We start from the raw sequence: 18,602 nt of genomic DNA on the forward strand, positions 1-18,602 counted from the left end.
TGGTCATGGCGACAATCGTTCTTTCCGCAGCTGGTATGGCTATTGGCGGTTCAATCGGTGGCACTGTCATGGGGCTGTCTATGGCGACCATTGGTCGTGCAGCAGGCGCTGCGATTGGCCGTCATATTGATCAAAAGATCATGGGCGCAGGTAGCGAACCTGTTGAAACGGGGCGCGTTGATCGTCTGCGTTTGACGGGTGCGAACGAAGGCGCCGACCTGCAGCAAATCTATGGCCGTATGCGCGTTCCCGGGCAGGTAATTTGGGCATCCGAGTTCAAAGAAAGCAGTAAGACATCTGGCGGTGGTAAAGGTGCGCCGCCGACGCCTGAGGTCAAATCGTTCTCGTACAGTGTCAGCATTGCGATTGCGCTTTGTGAAGGTGAGATTAGCCGGGTGGGCCGGATTTGGGCCGATGGCACCGAGGTGCCGCAAGATGATCTGAATATGCGCGTCTACACAGGCGCTATGGACCAACAGCCCGATCCCAAGATTGCAGCAGTGGAAGGGATCGACAATACCCCTGCCTACCGAGGCACCGCATATGTCGTGTTCGAAGACATGCCATTGGCGCAGTTCGGTAATCGGATTCCGCAACTGACGTTCGAAGTCATGCGCGCCGGTGAAGAAGAATTGGGTGATCTGGTAACGGGTGTCGCCCTGATTCCGGGTACAGGTGAATACGGGCTGGCGACGTCGCAGGTGTATATGTCGCCCTCATACGGTGAACAGGTCGCGGTTAATACGAATTCACCCCTAGGGCAAAGCGACTTTAGCGCCTCTATGGATGCGTTGCAGGGCGAAGTCCCGGCGTGTCAGTCCGTCGTTATGGTGGTCTCTTGGTTTGGCGATGACCTGCGCTGTGGTGAATGCCAGATCATGCCGAAGGTAGAACAGCGCCAAGTCGATGCGGACGCGATGCCTTGGGGGGTGTCAGGTGTCAGTCGTGCCACAGCCGAGGAAGTCCCCGAACTAGATGGTGCGCCGGTTTATGGCGGGACGCCAACCGATGCCTCTGTCGTTGAGGCACTGCGCGATATGAAGTCTCGCGGTCTATCGCCAGTCTTCTATCCGTTCATTCTGATGGAGCAGCTAAGCGATAATACTTTAACCGATCCATGGACAGGAAACCCCGGCCAACCTGCATTGCCATGGCGTGGGCGGATTACGACTGCGCTTGCCCCATATATGGATGGCACGACCGATGGCACCGCAGGGGCAGTGTCCGAGGTATCTGCATTTATGGGGCATGCGACTGCGTCTGATTTCAGCGTTGATGGAACGACCGTTAGCTATACTGGCCCTGCTGATTGGGGGTATCGCCGGTTCATACTTCATTATGCACACCTATGTGCAGCGGCCGGAGGTGTGTCCGCATTTTGTATCGGGTCCGAGATGCGGGCGCTGACCCAAATCCGTGGGGCGGGGAATAGTTTTCCTGCAGTAGATGCCCTGCGCCAGCTAGCAGCTGACGTCCGCGCAATCCTTGGGGCAGATTGTAAGATTAGCTATGCGGCGGATTGGTCCGAATACCATGGGTATCAGCCGATTGGGACTGCTGACAAACTATGCCATCTCGACCCGCTGTGGGCTGATCCTAATATCGATTTCATCGGGGTCGATAACTACATGCCATTATCCGATTGGCGGGATGGGGACGATCACGCTGATATAGAAGCCCAATCTATTTATAACTTGGATTACTTGCGCTCCAATGTGGCTGGAGGAGAGGGGTATGATTGGTACTACACAACACCGGAGGCACGCGAGGCCCAGCGTCGTACGCCGATCACTGATGGAGAAGGCGAGCCGTGGGTGTGGCGCAATAAGGATTTTCATGGTTGGTGGTCTAACCCGCACCATAACCGAATAGATGGGGTCCGAGAGGTAACTCCAACTGCGTGGATACCTGAAAGCAAACCGATCTGGTTCACTGAATTCGGCTGTGCGGCCATTGATAAGGGCGCGAACCAACCCAACAAGTTCATTGATCCCAAATCATCCGAGTCCCGATTGCCCCATTATTCTAATGGGAACCGTGATGACTTTATGCAGATGCAATATCTGCGCGCCGTCCATGGGCATTTCAGCGATGTTGCGAACAACCCGGTCTCAACGGAATACGGGGCACCTATGGTCGATACGAGCCGTATGCACGTATGGGCATGGGATGCGCGACCATATCCGTTCTTTCCCGGTAACCGGACGCTCTGGTCTGATGGAGAAAACTATGCGCGTGGGCATTGGTTGAATGGACGGGTTAGCAACCGTGCACTGGCATCTGTGGTTGCCGAGATATGTGAGCGCTCTGGGGTGACCCGCTATGACGTGTCACGGCTCTACGGTGTGGTGCGCGGTTTTGCCGTCGCTAACATCGGCTCTGGCCGCTCTGCGTTACAGCCGTTGATGATGGCCTACGGGTTTGATGCGATGGAACGCGATGGTGTGCTCGTCTTTGAAAACCGCGCTGGGCGTGCGGATCATGTGCTGACGCATGATGATCTGGCCATTGATACCGAAAAGGACCACTCAATTGCGCTGACGCGCAGTCCAGCCGCCGAAGTTGCAGCGCGTCTTCAGCTGGTTCACCTCGACAACGACGGAGACTACGAAGCCGTCGCTGCCGAGGCCGTACATCCGGACACCCAAACCTATGGGGTGAACAAGACCGAAGTTCCGCTTGCATTGACCCGGACAGAGGGGCGCAACACGGTAACCCGCTGGTTGCAAGAAGCGCGGGTTGCGCGCGATCAGGCCAGCTTTGCTTTGCCGCCGTCGCAAATGCAGGTTGGGGCAGGTGACGTTGTCGCGCTGGATACAGTAGATCATCGTGGTCGCTACCGTGTCGACCGTGTCGAAGAAGCCGGTTTGCGCCTGATTGAGGCCACGCGTATTGACGCCGAAGCCTATCGTGGGCAGACATTTGACGGTGACGGACCCGTGTTACAGCCATATGTCGGCCCAGTCCCTGTTGAGGCGCTCTTCATGGATCTGCCGATGCTGACTGGCGACGAACAACCCACTGCGCCCTATGTCGCCACGGCAGGGCGTCCTTGGCCGGGTAGTATCGCCCTTTATGGCTCATCCGAGGATAGCGGTTACACTTTGCAGACCGTGATGGATCGTTCTGCCACGATTGGTCTTACGGCAGGTGTGGTGAGGCAAGGGCCGATTGGTATTTGGGATCGGCAAGCAGGACTTGAGGTGACATTGATCAACGGGGAACTCAGTTCTGCCAGTGATGCCGCCGTTTTATCAGGTGCGAATACAATCGCGATTGGCGATGGTACGCCCGATAAATGGGAGATCATCCAGTTTCGCCAAGCCGTACCAATTGCAGAGCGTACATACCGGCTGACTGGATTACTGCGCGGGCAAGCGGGTAGTCATGCGTTAATGCCAGATGACTGGCCTGTCGGGGCGCGGATCGTCGTAATGGATGGCACGCCGGAGCAGGTCACCATTCCATCCGCGCTTCGCGGGCTACCAAGGCACTTCCGCTATGGTCCTGCGACACGCCCGATGACCGACGCCAGTTACCGTCATGTAATTCCCGCGTTTAAAGGAAATGGGTTACGGCCCTATCCAGTGGCTCACTTGCGTGGAAAGCGCGTGGAGGATGCTATCGAGCTGTCATGGATCCGATGTGGGCGGATTGACGGAGATATTTGGGGCGAAGGTGAAATCCCGCTTGGTGAAGAAAGCGAGGCCTACCAAATACGCGTGATGCAAGACGGTATCGTGCAGCGTCAAGACATCGTTAATACGGCCACTTGGTCTTACAGCGATAGCGCCCGCGCCGCAGAGGTCGGTACGTTGCCGTATCGGATCGAGGTCGCGCAACTATCAAGCCGATACGGCGCTGGGCCATTCGTCGGCGTGGATGTGCAGGTTTAGTGGTGCGGCCAGTCCAACTGGCCGATCTTGAGGTCGCCGTGCGGGTGCTATTGGCAGCGCCAGAAACTGCACGGCGACGAATGGTCGTTCAGCTGCATCAGGAGGCATCAATTGCTGCGCGCCACCGCGAAGCAACAGGAAAACCACATCCCTTGTATGGGACTGGGACGCTCATGTCGGCGGCTCAAAAACACAAAGCCGTACCGCGAAGCGCCTTTTGCGATGCGGATTATTTGCAATGTATGGCTATACTTACGACCATTTTGCCCATTGATCGTGATCAGTGATGGATAAAATCACAGCTTTGTTCTTGGCGACAGTACGTTTTATGATCTACACAAAGGGTCTGAAACGCAAAGGATACCCCTATGGCACATCTGAAACCCTCACTGCGCGAACTTGATCCTGTTTGGCAACGCATCTGTACTGAGGCCGAGGACGCAATCAAAGCAGAACCTTTGATTGGTGGGATGATTCACGCTTGTATCCTGCATCACAACGGTTTTGACGGCGCTTTGGCTTATCGATTGTCGATGAAGCTAGCCTCGCCCGAGATGTCCGAGCAAATCATTCGCGAAATTGCTGATGCTGCGTATGAAGAAAATTCCGCACTGACGGCTGCGGCGCGTGCGGACATCGTTGCGATTTTTGATCGCGACCCAGCATGCCATCGTTTCTTGCAACCATTGATGTTTTTTAAAGGCTTCCAAGCTGTACAAGCCTACCGCCTAGGTCATTGGCTGTGGACACAAGGCCGTCGCGATTTGGCTTATTTCGTGCAAATGCGCGTCAGTGAATTGTTTGGTGTTGATATCCATCCAGCAGCTCAGATCGGGCAGGGGATTATGATTGATCACGCGCATTCCATTGTTGTTGGTGAAACTGCTGTGGTCGGCGATAATGTATCAATGTTGCATTCCGTCACGCTTGGCGGGACCGGAAAAGAAGATGACGATCGCCACCCTAAGATTGGCAATGGTGTTCTAATTGGTGCGGGGGCCAAGGTGCTAGGCAACATTACGGTCGGGCATTGTAGCCGGGTCGCTGCTGGGTCAGTCGTTCTTGATGACGTGCCGCCAATGAAGACTGTCGCAGGTGTACCAGCGCGGATCGTAGGCGAGGCAGGGTGTTCTCAGCCGTCGATGACGATGAACCAATTTATCGATACAAAATAAGATGTAAGTCGTCTAAGCACGATGCAAAGCGGGGCAAATATGCCCCGCTTTTTTTGTATTACACAGCGCGAGTTGGCGTAATTTCTAGCGATCCGCGTGTCGCATCTGAATATGGGCAAACGTGATGCGCGCCAGCAATCAGATCGTCGGCAACATCATCCGCAACGCCGGGCAACGAGACTTCGATCTCGACTTTAATACCGAAACCATCATCATCACGTGGTCCAATGCCGACTGTTGCAGTGACTTCTGCATCGTCGGGCACAGCAATCTTTTTACCGCGCGCGTATGCTTTCATCGCGCCAAGGAAACAGGCGGCATAGCCTGCGGCAAAAAGTTGTTCGGGGTTCACACCTTCACCACCAGCACCGCCAAGTTCCTTGGGTGTAGACAGTTTGAGATCAAGCGCGCCGTCGTGGGTCTTTGATGTACCGTCACGTCCCCCCGTTGCAGTCGCCTTCGTAGAATAAAGAACTTTTGAAGCAGGCATATCGATTCCTTTCATTTGATTGTGTAGTAATACTTATTGCGCGATATAAATATGTCAATGCTTGCGATTGTATCGCGTGATAACTAAATTGGCATCACAGGAGATACCGATGACTACATGTATGATCACGCTTGACGATATGATTTGCTTTGACGTTTACGCGGCAAACTTGGCAATTGGTCGACTGTATAAACCATTACTGACACAGTTCGGCGTGACCTATCCTCAGTACCTTGTGTTGATGTCCTTGTGGGAAAAGGACGGACAGGCAGTCGGAGAGATAGGGGCATTACTCGGGTTGGAAAGTTCGACGCTGACGCCTTTGATCAAACGATTGGCTGCCGCAGGTATGGTCACGCGTCTGCGCGCGGTCGAAGATGAGCGAAAAGTCCACATTTCACTAACGGAAAAAGGGCGCGATATGGCAAACAGGCGCGATCAAATGGCTGAATGTTTGGTCGGCGCAGCAGGTCTGACGCTACAAGAGTTTCAGCAGCTTAGGGAATTACTTCGTAAGATGCGGTCGAACCTAGCTTAATCTCAGATCACCCCGAATAGACGTAGGTAATTTAACGCGCTTGCATTTCGATGCGAATCGTAACATTAATAGTTACATGAAAAAGGATAGCCGCCTTTCCTCTGTCTTGCATGCGCTTCTTCATATGGCCGAGCAGGACAAGCCTGTAACATCCGACATCCTTGCGATGTGTATGAAAACTAATCCTGTTGTCGTGCGTCGAACGATGGGTCTGTTGCGCAATGCGGGGCTTGTCACGTCTGAACGTGGGCACGCAGGCGGGTGGCGCATAACTGCAGACCAAAACAATATAACGCTTTTCGACCTACACGAGGCATTGGGCGAACCGACAGTGTTCGCAATCGGTAATCGCCAAGACAGCCCTGATTGTTTGGTCGAACAAGCTGTGAATAGCGCCCTTGATGATGCCTTTGCCGAGGCCGAAGCGCTTTTAATCGAACGATTTAAAACAGTTACACTCGCCAATCTTGCCGCTGACTTTGCGCAAAGACACGCGACATACCGACAACAAAAGGAATAGAACATGATCCATGACGTGATCGTCATCGGGGGCAGCTACGCCGGAATGGCAGCCGCCCTGCAGCTTTTGCGCGCACATCGCAAAGTGCTGATCATCGATGAAGGCAAACGGCGCAACCGTTTCGCGACACATGCACATGGCTTTGTCAGCCAAGACGGTATCGACCCTGCCGAGATTGCCGCAGCATCGAAGGCCCAGCTCGAAAAATATCCAACACTAACTTGGGTAACGGGCAAGGCACTGAGCGCGATAGGTGACAATGACAACTTCAGCGTTGCAACGGACGCCGGAAAAACCCACCAAGGCCGCCGCATTATCTTTGCCACAGGCGTTTCAGACGCATTGCCTGAAATCGAAGGGTTGCAGGAACGATGGGGCCGACACGTTTTCCATTGCCCTTATTGCCACGGGTATGAGCTGAATAAAGGCCGCATTGGCGTGATCGCGACGGGTCCGATGTCCGTCCATCAGGCGCGGCTGATCCCCGAATGGGGCGATGTCACGTTCTTCTTGAATGACGCACTGACATTAGATCAAGAAACGAGCGACCAGTTAATCGCGCGTGGCGTCGAGATCGAAACTGTTGCCATCTCGCGATTACAAGAAGAGGCCGACGTTGTTTTACAGGACGGTCGAATCCTATCTTTTGCGGGGCTATTCACAGCCTCGACGAATGCGCCTGCATCACCAATTGCGGAAAGCCTTGGATGTACAATCGTTGAAACGGGCTTTGGTACAATGATCGAAACCGACAGTGGCAAAGCCACCAGAATTCCAGGCGCTTACGCATGTGGCGACGTGGCCCGCGTGCCGCATTCTGTCTCGCTCGCCGTCGGTGACGGAGCATGGGCCGGTGCCCAAGTCCATGCGTCGCTTGTGTTTGGCTAATACAAATGAAAACAGCCGGCCTATTAAGGGCCGGCTGTTAAGCGTATTGTTGTGCTTAGGCTAGCATCGTCATTGGGTTTTCAAGGTTGTCCTTGATTGCGTTCAGCAGGTTTGCACCTAGAACGCCGTCAATCACGCGGTGATCGACCGACAATGTGCTGGACATGATTGTGCCAACGGTCAGTTCGCCGTCTGCGCCAACGATTGGTTTTTTGACGCCCGCGCCAACAGCCAAAATGGCCGAGTGCGGTGGGTTGATGATCGCGTCAAAGTTATCGATGCCAAACATGCCAAGGTTAGAAATCGCGAACGATCCACCTTGATATTCATGCGGCGCAAGTTTGCGATCACGGGCACGCGTGGCCAGATCTTTCATCTCACTTGAAAGGGCAGACAGGGATTTGCTGTCAGAGTCCTTCAAGACCGGGGTGAACAAACCACCATCAATAGCCACAGCAACGGCAACGTCCGATTTTTCGAACTTCAGCGTGCGGTCACCGGCCCAAACAGCGTTGGCTTCTGGAACTTGCTGCAATGCAAGCGCGCAGGCTTTGATGATAAAGTCGTTGACCGACAGCTTAACACCACGTGGTTCCAGCTGTTTGTTCAACTGGCTGCGGAATTTTAGCAGTGCATCAAGGTTGATGTCACGGCGCAGATAGAAATGCGGCACCGACTGTTTTGCTTCGGTCAGGCGGGCAGCAATAGTTTTGCGCATGCCGTCCAGTTTGACTTCTTCGAACGGTCGATCCGCATATGTTTTTAGAACCGCATCCGTTGACGGGCCAGCCGCCACTGCAGCAGCAGGCGCGTCAGTCTTGGCTGCTGCGGGTGCAGCGGCAGTTTTCGGCGCAGCGGTCGCGTTTTCAACATCTGCTTTCACGATACGACCATGTGGGCCGGAACCTGTGATCGCTGCCAGATCAAGACCTTTGTCCGCAGCGATGCGACGGGCCAAAGGCGTGGCAAACACGCGGTTACCATCTTTGACGGGTGCCGCTGGGGCAGGGGCGGCGACCTTATCGGAGCCCCCAGCGGGGGCTGCCTCTTCGGTCGCGGCGGGCTGCGCCGCTGGTGTTGCCGCAGGCGTCGCGGAAATGTCATCTGCGCTTTCGCCGTCTTCCAGCAAAATCGCGATCACATCGTTGACCTTCACACCTTCGGTGCCCTCGGCGATCAGGATTTTGCCCATCACACCTTCGTCGACAGCTTCGAATTCCATCGTGGCTTTGTCAGTTTCAATCTCGGCCATGATGTCACCAGAGGAGACAGTATCGCCCTCTTTGACGTGCCATTTGGCCAATGTGCCTTCCTCCATCGTGGGGGACAGGGCGGGCATCAGGATTTCTGTAGGCATCGCGTTGTCTCCTTAGCGGTAAGTCACTTTTTTGCAGGCGTCGACGACTTCGTCGGCGGTCAGCAAAGCGTGTTTTTCAAGGTTGGCTGCATATGGCATTGGAACGTCCTTGCCAGTGCAAGTGATGACAGGGGCATCGAGATAATCGAACGCCTCTTGCATGATGACGCCGCTGATATAACCGCCGACTGAACCCTGCGGCCAGCCTTCTTCGACGGTGACGCAGCGGTTGGTCTTGCGGACTGACGCAAGGATGGTTTCGGTATCCATCGGGCGTAATGTACGAAGGTTGATGACCTCGGCGTTGATGCCTTCCTCGGCCAGCTTTTCGGCTGCTGCCAAAGCGTAGGTCATACCAATCCCAAATGACACGATGGTTACATCGTCACCAGCGCGTTCGATCTTGGCCTTGCCAAATGGAATGGTGAAGTCATCCATCACAGGCACATCGAATGACTTGCCGTACATGATTTCGTTCTCAAGGAAGATCACCGGGTTAGGGTCACGGATCGCCGTCTTCATCAGACCTTTGGCGTCCGCCGCAGAGTAAGGCATCACGACCTTAAGGCCGGGAATCTGCATGTACCAAGCCGCGTAGTCTTGGCTGTGCTGTGCACCCACGCGTGCCGCTGCACCGTTTGGACCACGAAACACCATCGGCGCACCCATCTGACCGCCAGACATATACAGCGTCTTAGCGGCAGAGTTGATAAGGTGGTCAATGGCTTGCATGGCGAAGTTAAACGTCATGAATTCGACGATTGGCTTTAGTCCACCAAAGGCAGCACCAGTTGCGATACCAGCAAAACCGTGTTCGGTGATCGGTGTATCAATCACACGCTTGGCACCAAACTCATCCAGCAGACCTTGGGAAATTTTATAGGCACCTTGGTATTCAGCAACCTCTTCACCCATCAAGAACACGTCTTCGTCGCGACGCATTTCTTCGGCCATCGCATCACGAAGAGCCTCGCGAATGGTAGTTGATTTGACTTCAACGTCAGCGGGCCAATCAGGGGTCGTGTCCACGGCCGGGGCCGCAGGTGCCGCAGCAACGGCTGGTGCTGCCTGTGGTTCAGCAGCATCGGGTACTGCAGCGGGGGCGGATGCTGCGCTAACTTCTGGCACAGATTCGCCTTCTTCAACCAAGATCGCGATGACGTCGTTCACTTTGACACCTTCGGTGCCTTCAGCGATGACGATCTTACCAACGATACCTTCGTCTACGGCCTCGAATTCCATCGTGGCTTTGTCAGTTTCGATTTCGGCCATGATGTCGCCGGATGAAACAGTGTCACCCTCTTTCACAAGCCATTTGGCCAAGGTGCCTTCTTCCATCGTGGGCGAGAGGGCGGGCATCAGTATTTCAGTTGCCATTCATTTTCTCCGTTAAAGACCGGTAGCGCGGCAAGCCGCGCCGACTTCGGCAAGTGCCGCGAGGATCGCCTCGGCGGCGGGTTCTGGTTCGTTTACGTCAATTCTGAACAATAAATGCGGTGCTTCCCAAGTCATTTCGCAGGTCGCATCCACACAGCTTCCACGTCCGGTGTTTGCAACGTATTCCTGAAAAGACACTGCAGTATCGGTCGTGCGAATTGTTTGTGGGAATGGAGCCCCCATGTATGGGATTGCCAGCATAACACCTTTGCTTTGCGTAAGCAGGTTTGGTTCAATCGACGCGTTCTCATAGTCTAGTCGTGTCATATCAGCGAAAGTTGTGACCGCGAATGTGCCAGCTTCACCTGTTGGGATCGGACCAACGTAGTTCAGCGAAACATCACAATCATCAACCTGTGCCAAAGCTATCGATTGTGAATAAAACTCTGGCTGCGTCTCGTTGACGATTGAGATCGCTTTTGCCACGGCGACATCGACGTCTGAATCACTTATGCAGGCTGACAACGCAGCCAACGCACATAGAGAAACAGACAGCCGCATTTAAACGTGTTCCTCTGCGTAAATGTCTGTCCAAAGCTCTTCCAATGCGGGCTCTGGGCTTTCCTTTGAGAACTCAGCCGCGTCGTTGACGATCGCTTTGATCTCTTTGTCGATGGCCTTCAGGTCATCCTCGGTTGCATGTTTGCCAGTCAGCAGCATGTCACGGACCTGTTCAATCGGGTCACGCTCATCACGCATTTTCTGGACCTCATCGCGGGTCCGGTATTTCGCTGGGTCAGACATTGAGTGCCCACGGTAGCGGTATGTTTTGACCTCAAGGATATAGGGGCCTTTGCCCGCACGACAGTGCGCGACAGCGCGTTCGCCAGCTTCTTTTACAGCCAGCACGTTCATGCCGTCAACTTCTTCACCTTTGATGCCATATGCAGCACCACGTTCCCAAAGCGATGGGGACTTGGTGGAGCGGACCACTGATGTGCCCATCGCATAGCCGTTGTTTTCTATAACAAAAACAACGGGAAGGTCCCAAAGTTGCGCCATGTTGTAGGTTTCATAAACCTGACCTTGGTTCGCAGCACCGTCACCAAAATAGGTAAAGGTCACGCGGTCATTGCCTTTATATTTGTCTGAAAACGCAAGACCAGCACCCAAAGGTACCTGCGCGCCAACAATACCGTGGCCGCCATAGAAATGCTTCTCTTTCGAGAACATGTGCATGGAACCGCCTTTACCTTTGGAAAAACCACCTTCGCGGCCAGTCAGTTCAGCCATGATGCCCTTCGGGTCCATGCCGCAAGCCAACATGTGGCCGTGGTCGCGGTAAGATGTGACGCGCTTGTCGCCTTCATCGGCTGCAGCCTCTAGGCCAACAACAACGGCTTCTTGTCCGATATAAAGGTGGCAGAAACCGCCAATCAGGCCCATGCCGTACAGTTGGCCTGCTTTTTCCTCAAATCGACGGATCAGCAACATTTCACGGTAATGACCCAGCAATTCCTCGGCTGAGACGTTTGGTTTCGCGGCGGCCTTTTTTGGCGGCATGGGTGCTCCTCCAGCGTTTTTGCAATATAGTTTAATGTTAAACTATCTTATAACGGAAGTGTGCGCGAATTACGAGGGGTAAAGTGAATGGGGCGCGCTGTAGGTAATGTGAAGTTTCGATATTGCGAAGTTTTGCGTAGCCTGCACTGCTATATGTCGTTTGGCTGAACCGCAGCGAATGGCGACTAAGAGCCCATTGTGTACATCATCGCCGCAATCTAGTTTCGCCAAATGGATATCAATAACTGCATCCCGAAAGACAAGTTTGATACCGCAGCGATAGAGCGGGCGAACCAAATCGGTTTTCCTTCGCTCAATTCAATCCTCTCGGATTTACTGGAATGGGTACAGGATGCCAATTGGCCAGTCGCAGCTGAAACAGCCGTGCTACTTTCGAATGCTGGCCTCGAAATACTGCCTCATATCAAAACTATCTTGCGCTCAGACGATGGAACTTGGAAATATTGGGCAATCGACCTTGTTGTCAGGAATTTGGACGCAGATGTTCTTTTGGAACTGTGCGATGACCTTGTGAGGCTGACTGAAGATCCGACGCAATATGATCAAACGGAAGATGTTGCCGCTTTGGCGCAGAGCATCTTGATCACAAAGGAGATCCAAAGCTGAATAAAATTATGAAAGGCCGCAAAGTCCCACACAGCGGACTTTTGGGATGGTGCAAGTGCTACCGAATAACGACTTCATCCGCCCGAATTAGCCCCAGTACGTCGCGGGCTTGTTGGTCGAGTAGGTCAAGATCAAGGTAATTGTCCGACAGGCGCGAGGTGAGGTTTTCCATGCGCCCCACCTCCGCCTGAAGGATTGCCAGTTCCTGTTCCAGCGCGACGCCCTCCGCTTGGATCTCAATACGTTTGAATAGACCGTAGTCCCCCTGCACAGCGGCAAAGGTGAAATACAGCCCAAGCATTAACGCGCCTAGGAAATACAAAAGGGTGCCCATCGGGGGGCGGTTACGTCGGAACATGTGCTTGCCTCAAGTGTCGCCTCTTGCGGGTGACTGAAGCTAGAATCGCACAGATGATTCGGAATGTGAATCCCCTATTTTCCTGAAACAGGGGATAATCACATATTTTTAGCGGCTTTACGCCTTGCCGCGGTAGATATCCATCAGCTTGCCGAGCATGGCGAGCGCATCGTCGCGATCGCGCTGGAACGAGTTACGTCCAATGATCGAGCCATTGCCGCCACCATCGCGAATTGCGCGGGCATCGTCATAGACCGCATCAGCACCTTTGGCCGCACCGCCCGAGAAGACCATCAAGCGACGACCGCCCAAGGTGCTTTCGACACAATGCTTGACGCGTGCAGCTTGGGTGGAAATGTCGATACCTTCGGCCTCGTATACTTTTTTCGCTTCAGGCAGGGACAGGTGATCGGTCGAAAGCTTGATCTTGATGATATGCGCGCCTAGCAGCCCAGCGATTTGTGCCGCATAGGCAGCGATATCGATCGCAGTTTCACCGTCTTTGTCCAATGCTTCACCGCGTGGGTAAGACCATATCACAGTCGCAATGCCTTTGGCCGCGGCTTCACGGCGCATTTCGGCAATGTCGCTGAACATGTTCAATGCGGCGGATGATCCGGGGTAAACCGTGAAGCCAATTGCAGATGCGCCAAGCCGCAGCGCATCATCTACAGACGCAGTAATTGCCTGCGTCTTTGGTGCTGCGTCAGGGATAAGGGAATTGGCTGAATTCACTTTAAGGATGGTCGGGATTTGACCTGCGAATGTGTCGGCGCCAGCCTCTAACATCCCCAACGGGGCGGCATAGGCGTTAAGCCCGGCATCAATGGCAAGCTGAAAGTGATAATGTGGATCATAGGCTGCAGGGTTCGGGGCGAATGACCTGGCAGGTCCGTGTTCAAATCCTTGATCAACTGGAAGGATGATCATCTTACCAGTTCCGCCAAGCTTCCCTGCCATCATAATACGGGCAAGGTTTGCTTTGACGCCGGGTGTTTCACCTTCGTAGTTTGCTAAAATGCGTTGGACGGCTTTCGTGGTTTTCATGACGTGGCATCCCTTTAATGCTGTTCGCTCATAGGGGCTTTAGCAGCCAGAAAACGCAGTACAATAACGGTTGCGCTAACACTTTGAATGTTTGCGTTAACACTATGGAAACGGGCGGAGTTTAGCCGAATTTCAGCGTGGAAAGCCAATCGAGCACAACACGCACACGTGGCGAAAGATGGCGGTCTTTCGGGTATAATGCCGCAAGTGGAGAGGGTGTTGGTTTGTTGTCGGGAAGCAACTCTAACATGCGTCCGCTATCCAGATCATCGGCCAACCGGTATCGTGGAATTTGGGCAATACCCAAGCCCGCGCGCGCCGCGGAGATGAGGGTCTCAGTCCCGGTCACCGTTAAAGCGGTCGATAGCTTGCGGGTGACAACTTTGCCATCACAAACGAAGTCGAGCGGCAGGACATCTTGTGTTCGGCTTGAGAAAAAGCCGATCATCTGATGCTGTTCTAAATCGTCAATATCCTGAGGGGTGCCATGCGCCGCCACATAAGACGGCGCCGCAACCGTAACTTCTTTGAGCGTCCCTAAAGGCCGGCGGATCAGATCACTGTCATTCAGTGGGCCTGTGCGCAAAGCAATATCAACGCCTTCGCGGATCAGATCAACCAGCCGTTCTCCTTCGGACAAAACGAGCTCTAGCTTCGGGTAGCGGGCCAAGAATGCGGGTAGGGTTGGCAGCAACACTTCACGCGCCAGCGAACCAACCGCATCAAGTCGAACGCGCCCGGCGGGTTCCATCCCTTTGAATGCAGCTTCCGCATCTTCAACGGTTGCAGTGATGTTGCGACAGCGATCATACCATGCAATCCCATCGGGCGTTGGCGACACCACGCGTGTGGTTCGGTCCAAAAGTCGGGTCGTTAATCGGGCTTCGGTCCGTTTCACCGCATCAGTAACCGTTGATGGTGGTAATCCCAATGCGGCAGCCGCGCTGCGAAAGCTGCGTGCGTCAACGACGTGCATGAAAATGCGCATTTCATCGATCCGATCCATGCTGATCCTTTGTGCGGAAAGTGCAAATAGTGAAACCGATTTTTGGCATATTATCCGGCAATAGCAAATAAAATATATCGGTCCTATCAGAAACAGGAGACTGAAAATGCCAGATAACACACAAAAATCGGCCATCGTGACTGGCGCATCGCGCGGCATTGGCGCCGCAATTGCGCTGCGGCTTTCCAATGACGGGTATGCCGTCGTCGTGAATTACGCCGGACGTAAAGAAAACGCCGATGCAGTCGTCGACCAGATCAAACAGGCGGGTGGTACGTCAATCGCGGTGCAAGCGGATGTAAGCGACCCCGCGCAGGTCAAGTCGCTGTTTGATGCTACCGCAGAGCACTTTGGCGCACCGCATGTCTTGGTGAACAACGCCGGTGTTATGACGCTTGCGCCGCTGGTCGATACGACTGACGCTGATTTCGATGCAATGGTCGCGATCAACTTAAAGGGCGTGTTTAACTGTTTGCGCGAGGCTGGACAGCAGATGCCGGACGGGTCCCGGATCGTAAATATCTCGACAACGGCTCTGGCTGTTAACTTTCCCGGCTACGCGGGCTACTGCGCGGCAAAGGCTGGCGTCGAGGCAATGACACCAATCTTCGCCAAAGAACTGGGCGGGCGCAATATTACTGTCAACGCAGTCGCACCGGGTCCCGTCGGCACAGAGCTATATCTAACCGGAAAAACTCAAGAACAGCTCGACTTTGTTGCCGGGTTAAACCCAATGGGGAGGATTGGTGAACCCAACGATATCGCAAACGCGGTCTCGGCAATGGTGAGTGATGATGCAAAATGGACAAACGGCCAAACCATCCGCGTGAATGGTGGTATGGCCTAGGTCATTCGTTCGGGGCTGATGGTGGGGCAGGCGGGGTGGGAAGCGTACGATTTTGCCAGTTTCTAACCTACCTGCTTCGCCACATTCCGCCATTTTGTTGCACGATATTTTAAACTGACGTGGCCTAGCTGCCATCGCGGCGGCGATCAACAGGACAAAGAATTTTGTGGTTTTAGCCGCGATGCTAGGGCGTGACCGTAGCCCCGCAGAATGAAATGTCTGCACCCTTGCACTTCGGGGAACCGAAGTGCGTGAATTAATTCACCCCGAGACGAGCCGTGGACTATATAAGTTTGTTGCTGTGTGTTTGGTAAAAGCTCTACGTTTTTATCTTTGTATTCACTGATGAACAATGCGTGCTTGCAGTTGTTCGTTGTGGCGGCTCCAAAGAACTCGATCTTGTGGGGCGTTCGAATAGAATGCCCCACGCCACTAAAAACCACCACAAGCTGATCATTTACCCCTCTACGTTTAAGGGTATGAGCTGGCGATGTCAGTGAGTTCAGCCAACGTAAGCACCTTTCTCGTCTTGTCGTAGATGGTAAAAGGCTAGGTCTTACCCCAAGGCTGCGACGCCGGGCAGTTCCTTACCTTCCATCCACTCGAGGAATGCACCGCCAGCTGTTGAGATGTAGGTGAAATCGTCACCGTGGCCTGACGCGTTGATCGCTGCGACCGTGTCGCCGCCGCCGCCGACAGACACCAGTTTTCCGGCTTTGGTTTGGTCGGCGATTTCGTTCAAGATTGCAAACGTACCCGCATGGAATGGTTCAAGCTCGAATACACCTAGTGGGCCGTTCATGATGAGCGTTTTGGCACCGTCGACGACGTCGTTGATATAGGCGACGGTTTCTGGCCCTGCGTCAAAGATCATCGCGTCGTCAGGGCATTGGGTCGCGGCAACGGTTTCATTTTGTGCGTTGGCTTTGAATTCACGTGCGATCACGATGTCACGTGGCAGAATGATTTCGCATCCAGCGGCTTCTGCCTTGGTCAAAATATCGCGGGCAGTGTCGGCCAAATCATGTTCACACAGAGATTTGCCGACGTTGATGCCTTGCGCCGCAAGGAACGTGTTTGCCATGCCACCGCCAATCACGAGGTGATCGACTTTACCGACTAGATTACCAAGCAGGTCCAGCTTGGTTGAAACCTTAGCACCACCAACAACCGCAACAACCGGTCGTTCAGGGGAACCGAGCGCCTTTTCCAGTGCGCCCAATTCTTCGGCCATCAAACGACCTGCGCAAGCGGGCAAGAGGCGCGCAATTGCTTCGGTGCTGGCATGTGCGCGGTGGGCGGCAGAAAACGCATCGTTCACGTAGATGTCAGCAAGGCTAGCAAGACGCTTTGCGAAACCTTCGTCGTTCTTTTCTTCGCCCGGATTGAAACGCAGGTTTTCAAGCAACAACACGTCGCCTTCGTCCATCTCTGCGACGGCTTCTGCATAATCGCCGTTCACAAAGGTCACAGGTAGGCCAAGGACATCGGACACGGCCGGCGCGATGATCTCAAGCGACATTTCAGGGACAACTTGGCCCTTTGGACGCCCAAAGTGCGCCATTAGGATTACTTTGCCGCCTTTGGCTTGAATGTCATCGACCGTGGCGGCGATGCGTTCGATCCGGCTTGTATCCGTGACCACGCCGTTTTCGACAGGCACGTTGATATCGACACGCACCAATGCGCGCTTACCGGCAAAATCCATATCGTCCAGAGTTTTCCAAGTCATTTGATGTTCCTTTAGGGCGAGGTTTAGCGCTTTGTTGCGGTAATCAAGCGCCCGCGTCAACTAGACGTGCTTGGCATTTTGCGCTGAGGCACATATGTCTTTGGCCAATACAGAAAAGAGGAGCCCAAAATGGCCGATATTAAAGATCCAGAAAACACTATCATCATGACCCTTAAAGGCGGTGACGTTGTTATCGAACTGCTGCCTGATGTGGCCCCGGCCCATACAGCACGTATGAAAGAACTGGCGCGCGCAGGTTCTTACGACAACGTTGCATTCCACCGTGTGATTGACGGTTTCATGGCGCAGACAGGCGACGTGGCGAACGGCAATATGGAAGACAACTTTAACATTGGCCGTGCTGGTACAGGCGGTTCTGATTTGCCTGACCTGCCTGCTGAGTTCTCAAAAATCCCACACGCACGTGGATCTTTGGGCGCGGCACGTTCGCAAAACCCGAACTCTGCGAACAGCCAGTTCTTTATCAACTTTAAAGATAACGACTTTCTGAACGGTCAGTATACTGTTTACGGTCAGGTTATTTCCGGCATGGAACACGTTGATGCGATCGTCAAAGGCGAGCCGCCAATGAACCCAGATCGCATGATCAGCGTAAAAGTTGCTGCCGATGTATAAGGTCGCAGCACTTCTGGCTGTAATGGCCACACCCGCGTTCAGCGCGGGTCTTGAGATCGATGTCGAAGGCGAGGCCAACGGCACAATCGTCATCGACCTGTTCGAGGACACAGCACCGCTGCATGCCGCACAAATTACGGCGATTGCCGAATCTGGCAGTTATGACGGTGTGGTTTTTCACCGCGTGATTGACGGTTTCATGGCGCAGACCGGTGACGTGCAAAACGGCGTGCTGGGTGGTGATCTGTCGATGGCTGGTACCGGTGGTTCTGAATTCGCTGACATCCCGGCGGAATTCTCGGATCGTCCGTTTGAGCGCGGAATCGTTGGCATGGCCCGTGCGCAGAACCCGAACTCTGCGAACAGCCAGTTCTTTATCATGTTCGAGCCGGGCTACTTCCTGAACGGTCAATATACCGTTGTCGGTGAAGTCACCGAAGGCATGGATATTGTCGACGCGATCAAACGTGGTGCTGGGCAAAACGGCTCTGTTATCGGCAAGCCTGATGTCATGACTGCGGTGCGTGTCACCGAGTAATCCATTA

General features: G+C 53.9%; 18 protein-coding genes. 9 read left to right on the top strand and 9 right to left on the bottom strand.

The features are described 5' to 3' along the window. Window positions 1-5: 5 nt before the first annotated feature. Window positions 6-3,896 (top strand): baseplate multidomain protein megatron, encoded by a 3,891-nt coding sequence (locus CYQ09_RS03630; protein WP_106744068.1) that lies wholly within the window; start codon window positions 6-8, stop codon window positions 3,894-3,896. Window positions 3,897-4,264: 368 nt separating this feature from the next. Continuing rightward, window positions 4,265-5,071 carry a serine O-acetyltransferase gene (gene cysE, locus CYQ09_RS03640; protein ID WP_106744070.1) on the top strand — a complete coding sequence of 269 codons (807 nt, stop codon included), beginning with the start codon at window positions 4,265-4,267 and terminating at the stop codon, window positions 5,069-5,071. A gap of 58 nt (window positions 5,072-5,129) precedes the next feature. Here cysE and CYQ09_RS03645 read toward each other — a convergent pair whose 3' ends face one another. Continuing rightward, window positions 5,130-5,561: an organic hydroperoxide resistance protein gene (locus tag CYQ09_RS03645; RefSeq protein WP_106744564.1), complete on the bottom strand. Its 432-nt coding sequence runs from the start codon at window positions 5,559-5,561 to the stop codon at window positions 5,130-5,132. A gap of 109 nt (window positions 5,562-5,670) precedes the next feature. Between CYQ09_RS03645 and CYQ09_RS03650 the strand changes: the two genes are divergently transcribed. The 3 genes from CYQ09_RS03650 (at window position 5,671) to CYQ09_RS03660 (ending at window position 7,507) form a co-directional block, all read left to right on the top strand. Next, window positions 5,671-6,099, top strand: a complete 429-nt coding sequence (locus CYQ09_RS03650) for a MarR family winged helix-turn-helix transcriptional regulator (protein WP_106744071.1) — start codon at window positions 5,671-5,673, stop codon at window positions 6,097-6,099. Window positions 6,100-6,175: 76 nt separating this feature from the next. After that, window positions 6,176-6,619, top strand: coding sequence for an Rrf2 family transcriptional regulator (locus CYQ09_RS03655; protein ID WP_106744072.1), 444 nt, complete (start codon window positions 6,176-6,178; stop codon window positions 6,617-6,619). A 3-nt stretch (window positions 6,620-6,622) separates the two neighbouring features. Further along, window positions 6,623-7,507 (top strand): NAD(P)/FAD-dependent oxidoreductase, encoded by an 885-nt coding sequence (locus tag CYQ09_RS03660; RefSeq protein ID WP_204353895.1) that lies wholly within the window; start codon window positions 6,623-6,625, stop codon window positions 7,505-7,507. A 55-nt stretch (window positions 7,508-7,562) separates the two neighbouring features. Here CYQ09_RS03660 and CYQ09_RS03665 read toward each other — a convergent pair whose 3' ends face one another. Genes CYQ09_RS03665 through pdhA form a run of 4 tightly spaced genes read right to left on the bottom strand, consistent with a single transcriptional unit; the run spans window position 7,563 to window position 11,804 of the window. Continuing rightward, window positions 7,563-8,864, bottom strand: a complete 1,302-nt coding sequence (locus tag CYQ09_RS03665) for a pyruvate dehydrogenase complex dihydrolipoamide acetyltransferase (protein ID WP_106744073.1) — start codon at window positions 8,862-8,864, stop codon at window positions 7,563-7,565. 12 nt (window positions 8,865-8,876) lie between these two features. Beyond that, a complete protein-coding gene (locus CYQ09_RS03670; RefSeq protein WP_106744074.1) occupies window positions 8,877-10,241 on the bottom strand; it encodes a pyruvate dehydrogenase complex E1 component subunit beta in 1,365 nt (454 codons plus the stop codon). Window positions 10,242-10,253: 12 nt separating this feature from the next. Beyond that, window positions 10,254-10,802, bottom strand: coding sequence for a hypothetical protein (locus tag CYQ09_RS03675; protein ID WP_106744075.1), 549 nt, complete (start codon window positions 10,800-10,802; stop codon window positions 10,254-10,256). Beyond that, complete coding sequence (pdhA, locus tag CYQ09_RS03680) at window positions 10,803-11,804, bottom strand: pyruvate dehydrogenase (acetyl-transferring) E1 component subunit alpha (protein ID WP_106744076.1); 1,002 nt, start codon at window positions 11,802-11,804, stop codon at window positions 10,803-10,805. Window positions 11,805-12,035: 231 nt separating this feature from the next. On the opposite strand from pdhA, the gene CYQ09_RS03685 reads away from it, so the two are divergent. After that, on the top strand, window positions 12,036-12,431 hold the full coding sequence (locus tag CYQ09_RS03685) for a DUF5071 domain-containing protein (protein ID WP_106744077.1): 396 nt from the start codon (window positions 12,036-12,038) through the stop codon (window positions 12,429-12,431). 58 nt (window positions 12,432-12,489) lie between these two features. On the opposite strand, the gene CYQ09_RS03690 is transcribed toward CYQ09_RS03685, so the two are convergent. From CYQ09_RS03690 to CYQ09_RS03700, 3 genes are all read right to left on the bottom strand, one after another. After that, a complete protein-coding gene (locus CYQ09_RS03690) occupies window positions 12,490-12,789 on the bottom strand; it encodes an FtsB family cell division protein (RefSeq protein ID WP_106353878.1) in 300 nt (99 codons plus the stop codon). 117 nt (window positions 12,790-12,906) lie between these two features. Then, complete coding sequence (locus tag CYQ09_RS03695; RefSeq protein WP_106744078.1) at window positions 12,907-13,836, bottom strand: class I fructose-bisphosphate aldolase; 930 nt, start codon at window positions 13,834-13,836, stop codon at window positions 12,907-12,909. A 121-nt stretch (window positions 13,837-13,957) separates the two neighbouring features. Further along, window positions 13,958-14,842, bottom strand: coding sequence for a LysR family transcriptional regulator (locus CYQ09_RS03700; protein ID WP_106744079.1), 885 nt, complete (start codon window positions 14,840-14,842; stop codon window positions 13,958-13,960). A 106-nt stretch (window positions 14,843-14,948) separates the two neighbouring features. Here CYQ09_RS03700 and CYQ09_RS03705 point away from each other — a divergent pair, with 106 nt between their 5' ends. Then, window positions 14,949-15,689: an SDR family oxidoreductase gene (locus CYQ09_RS03705; protein WP_106744080.1), complete on the top strand. Its 741-nt coding sequence runs from the start codon at window positions 14,949-14,951 to the stop codon at window positions 15,687-15,689. Window positions 15,690-16,245: 556 nt separating this feature from the next. On the opposite strand, the gene CYQ09_RS03710 is transcribed toward CYQ09_RS03705, so the two are convergent. Continuing rightward, a complete protein-coding gene (locus tag CYQ09_RS03710) occupies window positions 16,246-17,421 on the bottom strand; it encodes a phosphoglycerate kinase (RefSeq protein WP_106744566.1) in 1,176 nt (391 codons plus the stop codon). A 129-nt stretch (window positions 17,422-17,550) separates the two neighbouring features. On the opposite strand from CYQ09_RS03710, the gene CYQ09_RS03715 reads away from it, so the two are divergent. Then, window positions 17,551-18,057, top strand: a complete 507-nt coding sequence (locus CYQ09_RS03715) for a peptidylprolyl isomerase (protein ID WP_106744081.1) — start codon at window positions 17,551-17,553, stop codon at window positions 18,055-18,057. Continuing rightward, the gene (locus CYQ09_RS03720) at window positions 18,050-18,595 is read left to right on the top strand and encodes a peptidylprolyl isomerase (RefSeq protein ID WP_106744082.1); all 546 of its coding nucleotides are present in this window, start codon (window positions 18,050-18,052) and stop codon (window positions 18,593-18,595) included. Before CYQ09_RS03715 ends, CYQ09_RS03720 begins: the two co-directional genes overlap by 8 nt. Window positions 18,596-18,602 lie beyond the last annotated feature (7 nt).

Source organism: Yoonia maritima, from assembly GCF_002933395.1.
In the GTDB taxonomy this organism is placed as follows: domain Bacteria; phylum Pseudomonadota; class Alphaproteobacteria; order Rhodobacterales; family Rhodobacteraceae; genus Yoonia; species Yoonia maritima_A.